This is a genomic window from Nocardia sp. MDA0666, assembly GCF_003023875.1.
In the GTDB taxonomy this organism is placed as follows: Bacteria; Actinomycetota; Actinomycetes; order Mycobacteriales; family Mycobacteriaceae; genus Nocardia; species Nocardia aobensis.
Genome location: NZ_PYHT01000004.1, coordinates 65,653 through 82,739, shown reverse-complemented (window position 1 = coordinate 82,739; position 17,087 = coordinate 65,653). Strand labels below are relative to the sequence as shown.

Here is a 17,087-nt window from a genome sequence, read left to right as displayed (position 1 = left end):
ACGCTGAATAGTATGTCGTCACCGCAGGACCCGCCCGCCGATTCCGACCCCCAGGCCGTGCGGCCGGAGGCGACGGCGTTCCCGGTGCTGGCGGTGGTCGCTGTCGGTCTGACGGCCCTGGTCGCGCCGATCGTGGTCAGTCTGTCCGCGGCGCAGGCGCTGACGCTGCTCGGCATTCCCGACCCCGGCCCGCTGACCACCTACGGCCTGCCCGCGGTCCGGGCGCTGGCCGATTTTTCGGCCGCGATTGCGGTCGGGTCGCTGCTCTTCGCGGCGTTCCTGTGCCCGCCGCAACGTGACGGCCTATTGGATGTCGGCGGTTACCGGGCCCTTCGTCGTGCCGGTATCGCGGCGCTGGCCTGGGCGGTGACCTCGGCGCTGCTGGTGCCGTTGACGCTCTCGGACACCACCGGCCAGCCCGTGCGCTCGGTGTTGCGGCCCGATCAGGTCTGGCATGCCATCGGCAAGGTCGATGTCGCGGGATCCTGGCGCGCCACGGCGATCATGGCGATTCTGCTGGCCATCGGCTGCCGGCTGGCGTTGCGCTGGGGCTGGACGCCCGTGTTGTTCGCCTGGTCGCTGCTGTGCCTGATTCCGGTTGCGCTGACCGGACATTCGTCGTCGGGTGGCGCCCACGACGTCGCGACGAACAGCCTGATTCTGCATCTGGTCGGCATGGCGGTGTGGGTCGGCGGCCTGTTCGCGGTACTCGCCTACGCCATGCGCGGCGGAAAATACACCGGTCTTGCCGCGCGGCGATTCTCCTTGGTGGCCACCTGTGCGTTCGCGGTCGTCGCGGTCTCGGGCGTGCTCAATGCCTGGGTGCGGGTGCCGTGGGACGAACTGTTCACCACCACCTACGGCCGGCTGGTGATCGCGAAGACCGTCGCGCTCTGCCTGCTCGGTGTCGCCGGATTCCTGCAGCGCCGCCGCGCCCTTCCGGCGCTGGCCGACAATCCCCGCGACCGCTCGGCCCTGATCAGTTACGCCGGAGTCGAGGTGCTGATCTTCGCGGCCACGATCGGCCTGGCCGTCGGGCTGGGCCGCACTCCGCCGCCGGATCTGAAACGGGTGCCCTCGCCCGCGGAGGTCGAACTCGGGTACAACCTCGCCGGGCCGCCGACCGCCGCCCGCATCCTGTTCGACTGGCGGTTCGACATCATGTTCGGCACGCTCGCCATTGTGCTGGCGGTGCTGTATCTGGTGGGTGTGCGGCGACTGCGCGCACGCGGCGACGCCTGGCCGGTCGGCCGGACCGTGGCGTGGTTGTGCGGATGTGCGGTACTGCTGATCGCCACCAGTTCCGGTGTGGGCCGCTACGCCCCGGCCATGTTCAGCGTGCACATGGCCCAGCACATGCTGCTGTCGATGCTGGCGCCGGTGCTGTTCGCACTGGGCGGCCCGGTGCTGCTGGCCCTGCGCGCCCTGCCCGCGGCAGGTCGCGACGCACCGCCCGGACCGCGTGAATGGGTGCTGGCCGCGGTGCACAATCCGGTCTCCCGTTTCCTGACGCAGCCGGCCGTCGCCGCGGCGCTGTTCATCCTCGGCTTCTACGCGCTGTACCTGGGTGGCATCTTCGATGCGGTGGTCGGCGAGCACGGCGCCCACCTGGCGATGAATCTGCACTTCCTGGTCTCGGGCTACCTGTTCTACTGGGTCGTTCTCGGTATCGACCCCAAACCGCGCCAGGTGCAGCCGCTCACGAAGGTCGGCATGGTGTTCGGATCGCTTCCGTTCCACGCGTTCTTCGGCGTCGCCCTGATGAGCATGACAACGGTGATGGGCGAGTGGTTCTATCGCGGGCTCGGATTGAGCTGGAACACCGATCTGCTCGGCGATCAGCGCACCGGCGGCGGCCTGGCCTGGGCCAGCGGTGAAATTCCACTGGTCCTGGTGATGCTGGCGCTGCTCGTGCAGTGGTCGCGCAGCGACAACCGCACGGCCAAACGCTTCGACCGGGCCGCCGAACGCGATCACGACGCCGCCCTCGCCGCGCACAACGCCATGTTCGCCGAACTGGCGAAACGCGACCGCGAGGTGAAACCGTGACCGAGGCGCCCGCGCGGATTCCGCGCCTTTTTCGCGCCGACATCCGGGCCGCGCGCGAGCGACTGGGTAACGACGTGCGGGTCACGCCCGTGTTCCATACCGAGGTGGCCGGTCCCGAGGGGCCGGTCAAGGTCACTCTGAAGCTCGAACATCTGCAGCATGGCGGCACGTTCAAGGTGCGGGGCAGCCTGAACGCGTTGCTGCAGTCGGCGGACGACGGCCGTCCGGTGGTGATCGCCTCGGGTGGCAACGCCGGTATCGCCGCGGCGCTGGCCTGTGCGCTGCGCGGGCGCCCCTGTACCGTCGTCGTCCCGGAAACCGCACCGCACACCAAGGTCGCGGCGATGTGGGGATACGGCGCGGAAGTGCTGTGGCACGGAACGACCTATGCCGAATCCAAACGCCACGCCGACGCGGTGACCGCGGAGCGCAACGCGCTGCAACTGCACGCCTACGATCTGCCCGCGGTGGTCGCCGGGGCCGGTGTGGTCGGACTCGAGATCGAACGCCAGGTGCGCGGGCGGCCACCGGTGCTGATGGCGGTCGGCGGCGGGGGACTGATGGCCGGTATCGCCATCGCGCTCGGTCCACGGTCGCGGGTGATCGGCGTCGAACCCAAGGGCGCGCCGACGCTGTACGCGGCGCTGTCGGCGGGGCGCCCGGTCGATGTGCCGGTCGACAGCATCGCGGCGGATGCGCTGGGTGCCACCAGGATCGGTGACATCGCACTCGACACCGCGATCCGCTATGGCGTCGGCTCGGTCCTGGTGGGCGACGATGCGATCGCGATGGCGCGCGAATATCTGTGGCGCGAATTCCGTCTGGTCGTGGAGCCGGCGGGCGCGGTGGCGCTGGCCGCCGTGCAGAGCGGGGCCTATGTCCCGGAACCCGGTGAGCGCCCGGTGATCGTGCTGTGCGGCGCCAATACGGACGTGAGCAACCTCTAGCGACGCGAGTTCGGAAACGGTGTCTGTTCACACCTGCGTGAGTTGTCCACATATCCGCATTCGGCACTGGTGACGAATGGCGAAATCGGCGACGCTGAACAAGTCACGGCAGCCGAGGGCGCCACGGACGGGGACAGTCGAAACGTGAAGGGGGACAACCATGTACGAGGCGAATACCGCCGTCATCGGCACCGTCGTCACATATCCGGTACGGCGGAGTCTGCCCGGTGGGGAGCAGGTGGTCAGCTTCCGGATGGCCAGCAATGCCCGCCGCTTCGATCGCGATACCGGCGGCTGGGTGGACGGCGGCACCTTGTTCCTGACGGTGACCTGCTGGCGCCGCCTGGTGGAGGGGGTAGACGCCTCCATCCGTCGCGGCGATCCGGTCATCGCCTACGGACAGCTGCGCACCAACGAGTACCGGACCAGGGAGGGTGTGCAACGCCACGATCTCGAGATGCGAGCCGCCGCGCTGGGTCCCGACCTGGGCCGTTGCACGGCTCCGGTGATGCGGCGGGGCGGCACGCGGAACTCCGGCCCGGACCTACACGTTGTCCCCGGAGGGGACGGCGCGGTGCCCGAGGCGCCGCCGGGCGAGTCCGGCCCCGCGGCGGGCGCGGGATCGACTACCGTCGATCCGGTCTCCGCGGCGGCCGCCGACGCTGGATGACTACCGTTACCTCTGCTCCGCTCGCGCGGTCCTCCGTTTCGACCCACTGGTTCCGACACCGATAGGCTTTCCTACATGGCTGAGTTCATTTACCAGATGAAGAAAGTTCGCAAGGCGCATGGCGACAAGGTCGTCCTCGACGATGTGACCTTGAACTTCCTTCCGGGCGCCAAAATCGGCGTCGTCGGTCCGAACGGCGCCGGTAAATCGAGCGTGCTGAAGATCATGGCCGGACTGGACCAGCCCAACAACGGTGACGCGTTCCTGGCGCCCGGAGCGACGGTCGGCATCCTGCAGCAGGAGCCGCCGCTGAACGAGGAGAAGACCGTCCGCGGCAACGTGGAGGAGGGCCTCGGCGAGATCAAGGTGAAGCTGGACCGCTTCAACGAGATCGCCGAACTCATGGCCACCGACTACTCCGACGAGCTCATGGAGGAAATGGGCAAGCTGCAGGAGGACCTGGACCACGCCGACGCGTGGGATATCGACTCCCAGCTCGAGCAGGCCATGGACGCGCTGCGCTGCCCGCCGCCGGACGAGCCGGTCGGCAACCTCTCCGGTGGTGAGCGCCGCCGGGTGGCGCTGTGCAAGCTGTTGCTGAGCAAGCCGGACCTGCTGCTGCTCGACGAGCCCACCAACCACCTCGACGCCGAGAGCGTCAACTGGCTCGAGCAGCATCTGGCCCAGTACCAGGGCGCCGTCCTCGCCGTCACGCACGACCGGTACTTCCTGGACAACGTCGCCGGCTGGATCCTCGAGCTCGACCGCGGCCGGGCCTACCCCTACGAGGGCAACTACTCCACCTATCTGGAGAAGAAGGCCGAACGGCTCGAGGTGCAGGGCAAGAAGGATCAGAAGCTGCAGAAGCGGCTCAAGGAGGAGCTGGCCTGGGTGCGTTCGGGCGCCAAGGCCCGCCAGGCCAAGAACAAGGCCCGTCTCGGTCGCTACGAGGAGATGGCCGCCGAAGCGGAGAAGATGCGCAAGCTGGACTTCGAGGAGATCCAGATTCCGCATGGTCCGCGCCTGGGCAACGTGGTCGTCGAGGTCGAGCACCTGGACAAGGGCTTCGGCGACCGGCAGCTGATCAAGGATCTGTCCTTCACCCTGCCGCGCAACGGCATCGTCGGCGTGATCGGCCCGAACGGTGTCGGTAAGTCGACGCTGTTCAAGACCATCGTCGGACTCGAGCAGCCCGACAGCGGCGAGGTCAAGGTCGGCGACACCGTGAAGCTGAGCTACGTCGACCAGAACCGCGCGGGTATCGATCCGAAGAAGACGGTCTGGCAGGTCGTGTCCGACGGACTCGACTACATCGAGGTCGGCAATCAGGAAATGCCCTCGCGCGCATACGTTTCCGCCTTCGGTTTCAAGGGCCCCGACCAGCAGAAGCCGGCCGGTGTGCTGTCCGGTGGTGAGCGCAACCGCTTGAACCTGGCGCTGACCCTCAAGCAGGGCGGCAACCTGATCCTGCTCGACGAGCCCACCAACGACCTCGATGTGGAAACCCTAGGCTCGCTGGAGAACGCGCTGGAGAACTTCCCCGGCTGCGCCGTGGTCATCTCCCACGACCGGTGGTTCCTCGACCGCACCTGTACCCACATCCTGGCATGGGAAGGCGACGACTCGAATCCGGCCCAGTGGTTCTGGTTCGAGGGCAACTTCGAGGCCTACGAGGCCAACAAGGTCGAGCGCCTGGGCCCGGAGGCGGCCCGTCCGCATCGCGTTACTCACCGTAAGCTGACTCGCGACTGACCTTCCGGCTCGCGCAGTCGGCCGACCACCCGGACGTGCGTCAATCATTGTGGGGCGCAACGTCATCGCGGCCTACCCCGGTCTCGGCGTAGGCTGCGAACACGGACGTACCAACCGGCCCGTTCGAGGTAGCTGAGCGTCGCCGAGGGTTTAGAAGGAATCCACCCCGGCGCCTCGGCTGCCCAGCTACTCTCGACTCCGGCGTCACTTTGTTGCGGAACCGAATCCGAGGGAGTTGGCGAAAAAAATGACGGTCTCGTCCGAATTGTCCAGTAACGCGTGGGCGGAGAGTCTGCCGGAGCCGCTGCGAGGAGAACTCGCAACGCTCGAGTCGGCGTACTTCCGTCACGTGGATGCCGGCGATGTGGACTGTGCGATCACCGGAAGTTCGGCGCTGGTCTTCCGAAGGCATCTCGAACTGGGCTTGCAACGGCCCGCGGGCACGGCGCGCGTGCGGGTCTACCACCCGGACGACGGCAGCGGCATCGGGGCGGCGGTGCAACTGGTCACCGACGATATGCGTCTGCTCGTCGAGTCGGTGGCGTCCGCCCTGACTCGCATCGGCGTCACCGTCAGCGAAGTGATCCACCCGATCTTCGAGGTGATGCGCGACGACGAGGGGCGGTTGCACTCCGCGGCACCGCACGAGGTCGACGGCAACGGCGTCACCGGCTTGCGGGAATCCTGGATTCACGTGCAGTTGCACCCGTCCACGAGCCGGGACGTTCTGGAACGCATCGAGTCCGAGGTGCCCGATGTGCTCACCGACGTGCGACAGGTCATCGGCGATACCGAGGCGATGCGCGCGGTGCAGGATCGCCTAGCCCACGAGCTGATCCGCACGGCGGACGCGGGGACCTCGCCGTATCCGGTCGTCGACCTGATCGACTGTGCGCATCTGCTGGAGTGGCTGGCCGACGGCCATTTCACCCTCCTCGGCTACGCCCGCTTCCAGCGTCGCCCAGCGACCGGCGCGGCGACGAAATCCGTTGTCGTGCCGGACAGTTGCCTCGGTGTACTGCGACCCAACGTCGGTACCGACTTCCAGGTTCCGGGCAACGGTGGCCGGCGCCCGCTGCTGATGCTCACCCAGGGGCTGGTGCCGGCGACCGTGCACCGCTCGGTCTACCCGTATTTCGTCGGCGTCGCTGAGTCCGACGCCTCGGGCACGGTCGTCGGTGAACATCTGTTCATCGGCGTGTTCACCGTCGCCGCTCTGCACGAGAACGTCCTCGACATCCCGGTGATCGCGCGGCGAGTCCGCACCGTGATCGAACAGTGCGGATTCGATCTGGAATCGTTCTCGGGCCAGGCGATGCTCGAGGTGATCCAGTCCTTCCCCCGCACCGAACTGTTCTCCTCCGATATCGACACGATGCGCCGCACCGCCAGCGCCGTGCTCAGTGTGGGGATTCGGCGACAGGTGCGGTTGTTCCTCCGCCAGGACTCCTACGGTCGCTTCGTGGCCGCCATGGTGTATCTGCCGCGCGACCGCTACACCACCCGGGTCCGGCTCGAGATCCAGGACATCCTGGTGCGCGAACTGGGCGGTGAATCGATCGACTATTCGGCGCGGGTGTCCGAAAACGAGCTTGCCAGTGTGTATTTCACCGTGCATCTCCCCGAACCGGGGACACAGGTGGATACGTCCGAAACCAATCGGTTGCGGATTCAGAATCTGCTCGCCGAGGCCAGCCGCACCTGGGACGATCACCTGCGTGACGAGGTGGCCCGGTCCACGGTGCTGGATCCCGCTGTCGTGCAACGCTATGCGGCCGCGCTGCCGGACGGGTACAAGGAGGATTTCGAGCCCTCCCGGGCGCTGGCCGACATCGTTCGGCTGGAGCGCCTCGAGGGCGAGGCCATCGATCAGCATCTGTATCGCAGGTCGGGTGCCGAGCCCGGGTCCTGGCGATTCACCCTGTACGTCGGCGGCGGTATCTCACTGAGCCAGGTGCTGCCATTGCTGCAGAGCCTGGGTGTGGAGGTGGTCGACGAACGGCCCTATGAGGTCGAGTTCGGCGACGGCAGGACGGCGTGGATCTACGATTTCGGCTTGCAGGCGCGTCCTGACCTGCTGCGAATGTCGTTGGACCGCAACATGGATGCCGAATTGGTGGAAACCGCCGACCGGCTCGATGTCCTCCATGCACAGGAACGCGGGTTGCGCGAGCGTTTCACCGAGGCGTTCGACGCCCTCTGGCACGGCAGGGCGGAAAGCGATCCGCTCAACGAGTTGGTGTTGCGTGCCGGACTGCAATGGCGGTCGGTATCGATTCTGCGCGCCTACTCGAAGTACTTGCAGCAGGCGGACTTTCCGTACAGTCAGGCCAATATCGCTCGGGTTCTGCTCGCCTCACCGGATATCGCGCAGCTGTTCGTCGGACTGTTCGAGGCGATGTTCGATCCCGATTCGGCCTCCTCGGACCGTGCGGACGAGCTGCGAGCCGCGGTGCGGAAACGGATCAACGAGGTCGTAAGCCTGGACGCCGACCGTATTCTTCGAGCCATTCTCGGTGTCGTCACCGCCACGCTGCGCACCAACTACTACGTGGTCGACGCCGATGGCCGGCCGCGTGACTATCTGTCGATGAAGGTTGAGCCACACGCGATTTCGGAGCTACCGCGTCCGCGGCCGCAGTTCGAGATCTTCGTGTATTCGCCGCGGGTCGAAGGCGTGCACCTGCGTTTCGGCCCGGTGGCGCGCGGTGGGCTGCGGTGGTCGGATCGCCTGGAGGATTTCCGGACCGAGATTCTGGGTCTGGTGAAGGCGCAGGCGGTGAAGAACGCGGTGATCGTGCCCGTGGGCGCGAAGGGCGGATTCGTGGTGAAGCGTCCGCCCGCGCCCAGTGGCGATCCGGCGACCGACCGCCAGGCGCTGCAGGGCGAAGGGGTGGAGTGCTATCGCACCTTCATCAGCGGTCTGCTGGATGTGACCGACAATGTCGATCACGCCAGTGGCGCGGTGATTCCGCCGGCGCGGGTGGTGCGCCGCGACGGTGACGACACCTATCTCGTGGTCGCGGCGGACAAGGGAACGGCGACCTTCTCCGATATCGCCAACGACGTCGCCAAACAATACGGTTTCTGGTTGGGTGATGCGTTCGCGTCGGGTGGTTCGGCGGGGTATGACCACAAGGCGATGGGGATTACCGCGAAGGGTGCCTGGGAGAGTGTCAAGCGGCATTTCGCGGAGATGAATGTCGATACCCAGCGTGAGGAGTTCACGGTGGTGGGTGTGGGGGATATGTCGGGGGATGTGTTCGGTAACGGGATGTTGTTGTCGGAGCATATTCGGTTGGTGGCGGCGTTCGATCATCGGCATATTTTCATCGATCCGGATCCGGTGGCGGGGTCGTCGTTCGCGGAGCGGAAGCGGTTGTTCGGGTTGGCGCGGTCGTCGTGGGCGGATTACGACACCTCGCTGATCAGCGAAGGCGGTGGTGTCTGGGATCGCACTGTGAAGGCCGTGCCGGTGAGCCCGCAGGTCCGGCGCGCTCTGGGGCTCGACGAGGATGTCGTATCACTGTCTCCGCCGGACATGATCCGGGCCATTCTGCGGGCGCCGGTGCAATTGCTGTGGAACGGCGGAATCGGTACGTATATCAAGGCCAGTACCGAGTCGAACGGCGATGTCGGCGACAAGTCCAATGACGCCGTGCGCGTGAATGCGAGTGATCTGCGCGTGCGCGTCATCGGCGAGGGCGGCAACCTCGGCGTCACCGCATTGGGACGGATCGAATTCTGCAAACTCGGTGGCAAATGCAATACCGACGCCCTCGACAATTCCGCCGGCGTCGACTGCTCGGACCACGAGGTCAATATCAAGGTGCTGCTGGACGGGGTCGTCTCCGCCGGTGAACTGCCGGTCGGCGATCGCAACCCGCTGCTGTCCTCGATGACCGACGACGTTTCGGACATGGTGTTGCGGGACAACGTTTCCCAGAATTACCTGATGGGGATGTCGCGCACGGAGGCGCCGCGCATGCTCAACGTGCATATGCGGGTGATCGAGGATCTGGAACAGCGGCGGGGTCTGGATCGGGAACTGGAAGCCCTGCCCTCGACGAAGGAGCTCGCTCGTCGCGCGGAGGCCGGGACCGGTCTCACCTCGCCGGAACTGGCGAATCTCCTGGCACACGTGAAGTTGTCGCTGAAGGCCGATCTCCTCGACAGCGATCTGCCCGACAGCGCGTACTTCGCCGCGCGGCTACCGAAATACTTCCCGGCGGCGTTGCGCCAGCGATTCGGCGGTGCCATCAAACGTCACCGGCTGCGCCGCGAGATCGTCACCACGATGGTGGTGAACGAGATGGTCGACCTCGGTGGCATCACCTACGCGCACCGGCTGAACGAGGAAATCGGCGCCAGCGCAACCGATGTGGTGCGCGCCTTCGCGGCCACCAGCAAGATCTTCGACCTGCATTCGCTGTGGCAGCGCATTCGCGCCGCCGATGTGCCGACGGCGGTGAAGGACGAATTGGAGCTGGAAACCAAGCGGACCCTGGACCGCGCGTCGCGCTGGTTGCTGAGCAACCGTCCGCAGCCGGTCGCGGTCGGCGCCGAAATCCACCGCTACAGCGGTCCGGTCCGCGAACTCGCGCCGAAGGTCCCGGGATGGTTGCGCGGCCATCACCTCGACACATTGACCGAAGCCTCCGCCGAGATCGTCTCGCGTGGCGTACCGGAGGATCTGGCCACCGAGGTCTTCGGTCTGCTCAACCTGTTCCCGCTGCTCGACGTCGTCGATATCGCGGATATCACCGACCGCAGTGGCGAAGAGGTCGGCGCGCTCTACTACGCGCTCAACGAGCACCTCAAGATCGATTGGCTGCTGCAGGCCGTGAGCCATCTGGAGCGCGGCGATCGCTGGCACGCCTTGGCCCGGCTCGCCCTGCGCGACGATATGTACGGGTCGCTGCGGTCGCTCACCCTCGACGTGCTGTCCGCGGGTGATCCGGAGGAGACCGCGGAGGAGAAGATCGCGTACTGGGAGTCGAAGAACCAGTCCCGGCTCGGCCGCGCGCGGGCGGCGCTGTCGGAACTGTTCGCCTCCGGAGCACACGATCTGGCGACGCTCTCGGTCGCGGCGCGGCAGGTCCGCAGCATGGTCAGCGGTGTGGGGGCGCAGTCCGAGGTGCCTCGCTGAACGGCGGTCGAGCCCCGAACCTGCATACTGGTTAGCCGAAGCGGTCCCGACACCGAAGTCGCACGCCGCTTCGGCTTGCTCGTCCGCCCGCGCAGGCACGCCGCACAATGCGCGCGGGCGGAATCCGATCGGAGGTGAACAGCGTGACCAGTGTCGGCTCGGTGAACGGGGCCCTGAAGGCAGGAGGCACCGTCGTCCTGCCCAAGCGTTTCCACGCGAAGGTCGATGTCCGGTGGTCGGATATGGACGTCTTCCAGCACATCAACCATGCCCGCATGGTGACGTTGCTCGAGGAGGCGCGTATTCCGTGGCTGTTCGAGGGGGAGCGGCCCACTGCGGGGCTGCGTACCGGCTGTGTCCTGGCCGACCTGCACGTTCGCTACCGCGGCCAACTCCGGCACGAGGACACGCCGCTGGATGTGGCGATGTGGATCGAACAGCTGCGCGCGGTCGATTTCACCATCGGCTACGAGGTCCGCGCGAACGGCGTGGCACTGGATTCACCGCCGGCCGTGGTCGCCAGCACCCAGATCGCGGCCTTCGATATCGACACCCAGCGGCTGCGCCGGCTCACCGACGAGGAGCGCGAATATCTGAGCCTGTGGCGGGCCGAATAGCGGCGACGACACCTAGGGACGACATCGGTTCGATGCTGCGCATATCCGATCCCGCCGAGCGGGAGAACCTCGCGACCTTCCTCACCCACGCGATCCGGCTGGATCCGGCTGCCGTCGTGCGGCTGCATCGCCGCGGCGACCGCTACGTCACCGCGTGGGCGGCAACCGGATTCGAGGTCTTGGCCGCGCGCACGGTGGTCGGCGAACTGGACGTCGTGGACGTCACCGTCGCCGGTGATGCCGCGTTGTCCGGACTCCAACGGCCCGGCGCCGACGGGCGCATCGAGGTGGGGTATTCGATGGATTCGGCCTGGCGTACCGCCTTGCCGCCTGCTGTGGGTTTCGCGCATATCGACGATGTTCCGGCCCGGAGCCTGGTCGAACTCGCCGAACGCGGTGCCCGGGTGGCAGCCGAACACACTGCCGGCCACGGTCCGCCGGCCTCGCTGCTGGAGCAGACGGTGCTGACCGTCACCGGCGGCGACGAGCGGGTCGAGGTACCGATGCGCGTCGTCTTCGCGCTCACCGCAATGGATTTCATTCCGCACGCCGGCGGCGAAGCCGACTCTCGCCGCATCGCGCCCGCTGAGACCGTGCGGGTGCGGGCCACTCGCAGTTGGCTGCGGCTGGATGCGCGTTACGGCTCGGTCGCTCGTCGCCGCAGTGGGCCGCTGCTGGCCGGGTGATCGGCGCCCGGTAGTTCACTTCCCTTCCACCACAGCTGTTTTCCACCACGCGATGGTGCCGGCCGCGATCTCCGGCAGCGGTGTCGGCGCCAGGCCGAGCAGTCGCTCACTGTGGGTGGAATCGAGTCGGAAGGGCCGCTCGAACTGGTAGTTCATCTCTGCCAGCTCCCGCATCATCGAGCTCACGATGCCGGCCGTGCGCAGTGTCCAGCCCGGCAGCGCAACAACTTTCGGCATCGGCATCCGAGCGGCATCGGCCAGGGCGGCCACCAGTTCGCGCATCGTGACCGCCGGGGCGGTCGGGGCGTGCAGGAAGGTGTTCCACAGGGTGCTGTCCGCGGCTGCCCGGATCATGGCCGCGGCGAGATCGGGCATATAGGTGAACGAATGCGGTAGATCGGCCTTGCCGAAGATCTGAACGGTCTTGCCGGCCAAAATATTCGGCACCATCCGGTCACCGGCGTGCGAGGTGCGCACATGCGGCCCGATGAAATCGGAGGCGGCCACGCTGACCGTCGGCGTCGGCGATGCCTCGCGAGCGCGCAGGAGGTGCACCCGGATCGCCGGTTTGCCGAAATCGGCAGTGCGGGGCATGTTTTCGGTCATCGGCCGGTCGACCGGGCCGTAGGAGTACAGGCTCTCCGGAAACACGACGACTGCCCCGGTGCGCCCCGCGACGTCCAGGATCATCTGTTCGGCGCCGGGCAGTTCCGCCCGCCAGGTCCGCGCGGAGTATTGCGAGGCGTGGATGCAGTGGTAGATCGCGGCGGCGCCGTCGACCGCGGCGGCAAGCTGGTGGCGATCGTTGACGTCCACCGAGCGCCGCTCGACGAGCGGATGGTCCGGACCGCTGCCCGACCGGGTCAGGATGCGGACCGTCGCCCCGGTGGCGGCGAGTTGTTCGGCGATCGTGGTGCCGACGGGTCCGGCTCCGGTGACGACATGCAGATCCGACATGGTGGGCTCCAATCACTTTCGAGAGCACCGCTCTTGTGCTCATGGACGAGTGTGCCCCACGGCCGTGAATATTTCAAGAGCAGCGCTCACGATTGTGATCGGCGCGCTGTTTCAGGGTCAGGCAGCGCCCTCGCCCAGGTACTGCAACCACACCGGATCCAGATCCGAGGTGGTCGACAGCAATCGCCAATGCGGCCCGGTCGGCGAGACCAGGGGGTGCATGAGCGTCCAGCCCAACTCGCTCAGGAGTTTGTCGGCCTTGCGGTGATTACAGGGAGCGCAGGAGGCTACGCAGTTCTCCCAGGAATGCGCGCCCCCGCGACTGCGTGGAATGACATGGTCGATGGTTTCGGCCTTTCCGCCGCAGTACGCGCAGCGATAACGATCCCGGTGCATGAGTGCCGCGCGAGTCATGGGGACCCGGGCGCGGTAGGGGACTCGCACGTAGTTGCGCAGCCGGATCACCGACGGCAGCGCGACCGAGGCGCCGGCGGAGTGGACGACCGGGCCCTCGGGATTGTGATGAACGGTATCGGCCTTGTCGCAGACCAGTAGCACGATGGCACGCCGGGCGGGCAGTGCGGTCAGTGGCTCGTAGGTGGCATTCAGAAGCAATACCCGGCTCTTGGACCAGGCGATAGCTGCGGATTCGGTATTTCGGTGCGTGATCGCACCCGGGGACGAATGTCCCGGTGACGCGGACGGATGTCCCGGAGAGGAATATGCGGAGAGGATATGCAGCGGAGTAGCCCCCGACCCACGATTGTGGACATCGGCGGGCTGGAGTTGTCGGTGCGTTCTCGCCTCGTGTGACCGGGCGCCGTGCCGCTGCTTCATGGATGGACCCCGAATTCTGCTAGGTCGGTTCGTGTGCTGATCGGCAGACACTGTCACCAAGTTGACCACGGAACGTGCCCGTGTGCACAGTGATTTCGGTGCCGAAATTCGGGCCGGGTGCGCGGATCGCCGGTGGTCGACGCGGTGCGGCTCGGTATCCGCTGCCCGGATACCGGTGTCGGAGGCGATTATCTGCCGTGTGGCCGTCCCCGCGGCGACCGTCGTCTGAACGTCGCGTGATCCGCCGGTGACCGTCGGGCGGCGGCCGCACGGGTGGGCCGTCGGCGGGCGGTGCGGGCACAATGGTGGGCGGATACCGGCAGGCGAGCAGATCGAGAGGGTCGATGACTTCCGGCGAACAGACGGCGACATCGTTCTACGAGGCGGTCGGCGGAGCGGAAACGTTCCGGCGGATCGTCGCGGCGTTCTACCGGGAGGTGGCCGCCGACGAGATCCTGCGGCCGATGTATCCGGAGCAGGACCTCGGCCCGGCCGAGCGCCGGCTGCGCATGTTCCTCGAACAGTACTGGGGCGGCCCGCGCACCTATTCCGACGAACGCGGACATCCCCGGCTGCGCATGCGGCATATGCCGTTCAGCATCGGACCGCTCCAGCGTGATGCGTGGTTGCGCTGTATGCACATCGCGATTGCCGAGATCGAGCCGGACGTTCTCGACGACGAACATCGGCGTGCGTTGCTCGACTACTTGGAGATGGCCGCGAATTCACTCATGAATTCCCCCATGTGAGCCGGGCCGGGATACGACTGTGACAGCGTCATCGGCCGGCGGACAGGCTGAGCTCGCAGTGGGGGACGCCGCCGGGCATACGGAGGAATCGGCGCCACCCTGGTGGCGTTCGGCGGTGTTCTATCAGATCTATCCGCGCTCGTTCGCCGATGCTTCCGGCGACGGTGTCGGTGATCTCGCCGGCGTGCGCGACCGGCTCGGCTATCTGGAACTGCTGGGCGTCGACGCGCTGTGGATCTGTCCGGTGATGCGTTCACCGATGGCCGACGGTGGATACGACGTCAGTGATCCGCGCAACATCGACCCACTGTTCGGCGACCTCGCGACGATGGACGAGCTGATCGCCGCAGCCCACGAGCGCGGCATCCGGGTGACGATGGATCTGGTGCCCAACCACACCAGCGACCGCCATCCGTGGTTCGCGGCCGCGGTGGCGGCCGCCCCCGGCAGCGCCGAGCGGGCGCGCTACCTCTTCCGCGACGGTCGCGGGTCCGACGGCTCGCGACCGCCCAACAACTGGCCCAGCATCTTCGGCGGTCCGGCGTGGACGCGCATCGCCGAGCCCGACGGGACGCCGGGGCAGTGGTATCTGCATCTGTTCGCACCGGAACAACCGGATCTGAACTGGGACAATCCGGAGGTCGTCGCCGATTTCGAGCAGACCATGCGGTTCTGGCTCGATCGTGGCGTCGACGGTTTCCGCATCGATGTGGCACACGGCATGGCCAAACCGCCCGGACTGCCCGATATGGATCCGGTCGTGGTGGCAGCGGTGGGACTCTCCGCCGACCCGTCGGCCACCCATCCGGCCGACCCGTCGGCGACCCATCTCACTGACACCGACGCGAAGTTGCTGGTGCACGACGACACCGATCCGCGCTTCAACAATCCGGGGGTCCACGACATCCACCGGCGGCTGCGCAAGGTGGTCGACGAGTACCCGGACGCGGTGTCCATCGGCGAGGTGTGGGTCGAGGACAACGTCCGATTCGGCGAGTACGTGCGCCCGGACGAGCTTCACCTCGCCTTCAACTTCCGGCTTGCCGAGACACCGTTCGACGCGGTGAAAATTCGTGCGGCAGTGCAGAATTCGCTGGAATCGGTGGCGCGCGTCGGGGCCGTCCCGACGTGGACGCTGTCCAATCACGATATCGAGCGGGAGGTGACCCGCTACGGCGGCGGCGCGTCCGGCATCGCCCGTGCACGCGCGATGATCATGCTCGAACTCGCGCTTCCGGGGGCGGCTTTCGTCTACAACGGCGCCGAATTGGGGCTGCCCAATGTCGACGACCTGCCCGAGGAGGTGCTGCAGGACCCGGTCTGGGAACGCTCCGGCCACACCGAACGGGGACGTGACGGCTGCCGGGTGCCGATTCCGTGGGAGGGGACGGATCCGCCCTTCGGATTCACCGCCGGTCCCGACTCCTGGCTGCCCATTCCGGCGGAATGGGCCGATCGGACCGTGGCGGCGCAACGCGAATCGCCCGACTCGACGCTCTCGCTGTATCGGGCCGCCCTCCGAGTGCGCCGTACCCGAGCCGAATTCGAAGGCGACACGGTCGACTGGCTCGACGCGCCGGAAGACTGTCTCGCCTTCCGCCGGCCGGGTGGACTGATCTGTGTGCTCAACGCCTCCGCGGCTCCGATCGCGCTGCCCCCGGGCACGATGCTGCTGGCGAGCGCGCCGCCGCACGGTGCCCTGCTCGCACCGGACTCGACGGCCTGGTTGGTGTGACACGGGCGGCTCGGCGCGGACCGGCAAACCACGATCGTCTACCGTTGAGCTGTGAGCATTCTCGAAACAGTGCTGATCTTTCTCGGCATCCCGCTGGTGATCTACGCGGTGATCGCCGGATTGTCGTTCCTCGGCAAACCGCTGCCCGGCGAGAAGCCGGTCCACTACGACCTCGGGAAGAAGTGGACCGCGGAGCCGGTGCTGTGGAGCGCGACCGATGAGGTGACCGCATTCGGTCACGGTGTCGCTGAGTCGTCGCATGGACACCATGCGGCCATCGAATCCGCCGGGGCAGATCTGATCGGAGGCCGGGCAAGTGGCAACTTCTAATTGGCCTGTGGTGGACCCGTCCACCCTGCCGCACGGGTACGCCATCACCCCCAGCGGGCGGGTATCCGGCGTGCACGAAGCCGGTGACGTGTTCAAGGAAGCGCCGTTCAACGACCGTGAGCGGCTGCTGATGGACAACACCCTCACCGAGGCGACTCGCACCACCAAGGTCCGGTTCAACATCTACATCGGCGATCTGGGCGCGGATGCCGCCGCCGGCGCCGACGCGGTGTTCCCGTCGACTCCCGAGGCGGCGCGTTCGGTGCTCATCGCCGTCTCGCCCAACGACAAGGCGGTCGAGGTTCGTTCCGGTCGCGACGTCGCCGACCGCGTGAACGACCGGGTCTGCCAGCTCGGTGTCACCGCGGCGCTCGCGTCGCTGCGGCAGGGACAGCTCATCGACGGACTCGTCTCCGCGGTCCGCGTGATGGCGTCCGCGATCGGCCGCCCGAGCTGATTCGCCCGCACTGATCGGCACGCTCGCGCCGGTTCGCATCAGGGCCACGCACCCCTTCCCGGAACAGCCGGGAGGGGGTGCGGCTGTATACGGACGACCCGAAATACGCTGTGAGCGTAAGTGAGCTCGCCCCGCCCGGCGGCAGCCGTAGG

Annotated in this window: 13 protein-coding genes; 11 read left to right on the top strand and 2 right to left on the bottom strand. The window is 67.0% G+C overall.

All coding sequences use genetic code 11. The features are described 5' to 3' along the window. Positions 1–12: 12 nt before the first annotated feature. The 7 genes from C8258_RS08460 to C8258_RS08430 all read left to right on the top strand — a co-directional run bounded on the left by C8258_RS08460 (position 13) and on the right by C8258_RS08430 (position 11,870). Positions 13–2,049, top strand: a complete 2,037-nt coding sequence (locus C8258_RS08460) for a cytochrome c oxidase assembly protein (RefSeq protein WP_106954680.1) — start codon at positions 13–15, stop codon at positions 2,047–2,049. Next, positions 2,046–2,996 carry a threonine/serine dehydratase gene (locus C8258_RS08455; protein ID WP_036499322.1) on the top strand — a complete coding sequence of 317 codons (951 nt, stop codon included), beginning with the start codon at positions 2,046–2,048 and terminating at the stop codon, positions 2,994–2,996. The genes C8258_RS08460 and C8258_RS08455 overlap by 4 nt, the downstream gene beginning before the upstream one ends. Before the next feature lie 160 nt (positions 2,997–3,156). After that, positions 3,157–3,666: a single-stranded DNA-binding protein gene (locus C8258_RS08450; protein ID WP_106954679.1), complete on the top strand. Its 510-nt coding sequence runs from the start codon at positions 3,157–3,159 to the stop codon at positions 3,664–3,666. Positions 3,667–3,741: 75 nt separating this feature from the next. Next, the gene (gene ettA, locus C8258_RS08445) at positions 3,742–5,418 is read left to right on the top strand and encodes an energy-dependent translational throttle protein EttA (RefSeq protein ID WP_036499326.1); all 1,677 of its coding nucleotides are present in this window, start codon (positions 3,742–3,744) and stop codon (positions 5,416–5,418) included. A 247-nt stretch (positions 5,419–5,665) separates the two neighbouring features. Then, positions 5,666–10,567, top strand: coding sequence for an NAD-glutamate dehydrogenase (locus tag C8258_RS08440; RefSeq protein ID WP_106954678.1), 4,902 nt, complete (start codon positions 5,666–5,668; stop codon positions 10,565–10,567). 242 nt (positions 10,568–10,809) lie between these two features. Then, positions 10,810–11,184 (top strand): thioesterase family protein, encoded by a 375-nt coding sequence (locus C8258_RS08435; protein WP_051042145.1) that lies wholly within the window; start codon positions 10,810–10,812, stop codon positions 11,182–11,184. A 32-nt stretch (positions 11,185–11,216) separates the two neighbouring features. Beyond that, positions 11,217–11,870, top strand: coding sequence for a hypothetical protein (locus tag C8258_RS08430; RefSeq protein WP_106954676.1), 654 nt, complete (start codon positions 11,217–11,219; stop codon positions 11,868–11,870). Positions 11,871–11,885: 15 nt separating this feature from the next. Here C8258_RS08430 and C8258_RS08425 read toward each other — a convergent pair whose 3' ends face one another. Next, on the bottom strand, positions 11,886–12,827 hold the full coding sequence (locus tag C8258_RS08425; protein WP_106954675.1) for an NAD-dependent epimerase/dehydratase family protein: 942 nt from the start codon (positions 12,825–12,827) through the stop codon (positions 11,886–11,888). Between the two features lie 117 nt (positions 12,828–12,944). Beyond that, on the bottom strand, positions 12,945–13,664 hold the full coding sequence (locus C8258_RS08420; RefSeq protein ID WP_199195631.1) for an HNH endonuclease: 720 nt from the start codon (positions 13,662–13,664) through the stop codon (positions 12,945–12,947). 344 nt (positions 13,665–14,008) lie between these two features. Between C8258_RS08420 and C8258_RS08415 the strand changes: the two genes are divergently transcribed. Genes C8258_RS08415 through C8258_RS08400 form a run of 4 tightly spaced genes read left to right on the top strand, consistent with a single transcriptional unit; the run spans position 14,009 to position 16,935 of the window. Continuing rightward, on the top strand, positions 14,009–14,413 hold the full coding sequence (locus C8258_RS08415; RefSeq protein ID WP_030512691.1) for a globin: 405 nt from the start codon (positions 14,009–14,011) through the stop codon (positions 14,411–14,413). Positions 14,414–14,471: 58 nt separating this feature from the next. Beyond that, complete coding sequence (locus C8258_RS08410) at positions 14,472–16,148, top strand: glycoside hydrolase family 13 protein (protein ID WP_106954674.1); 1,677 nt, start codon at positions 14,472–14,474, stop codon at positions 16,146–16,148. Positions 16,149–16,199: 51 nt separating this feature from the next. Further along, the gene (locus C8258_RS08405) at positions 16,200–16,478 is read left to right on the top strand and encodes a hypothetical protein (RefSeq protein ID WP_106954673.1); all 279 of its coding nucleotides are present in this window, start codon (positions 16,200–16,202) and stop codon (positions 16,476–16,478) included. A 10-nt stretch (positions 16,479–16,488) separates the two neighbouring features. Beyond that, entirely contained in the window at positions 16,489–16,935 is a 447-nt protein-coding gene (locus C8258_RS08400; RefSeq protein ID WP_106954887.1) for a DUF5130 family protein, read from the top strand. Positions 16,936–17,087: the final 152 nt, after the last annotated feature.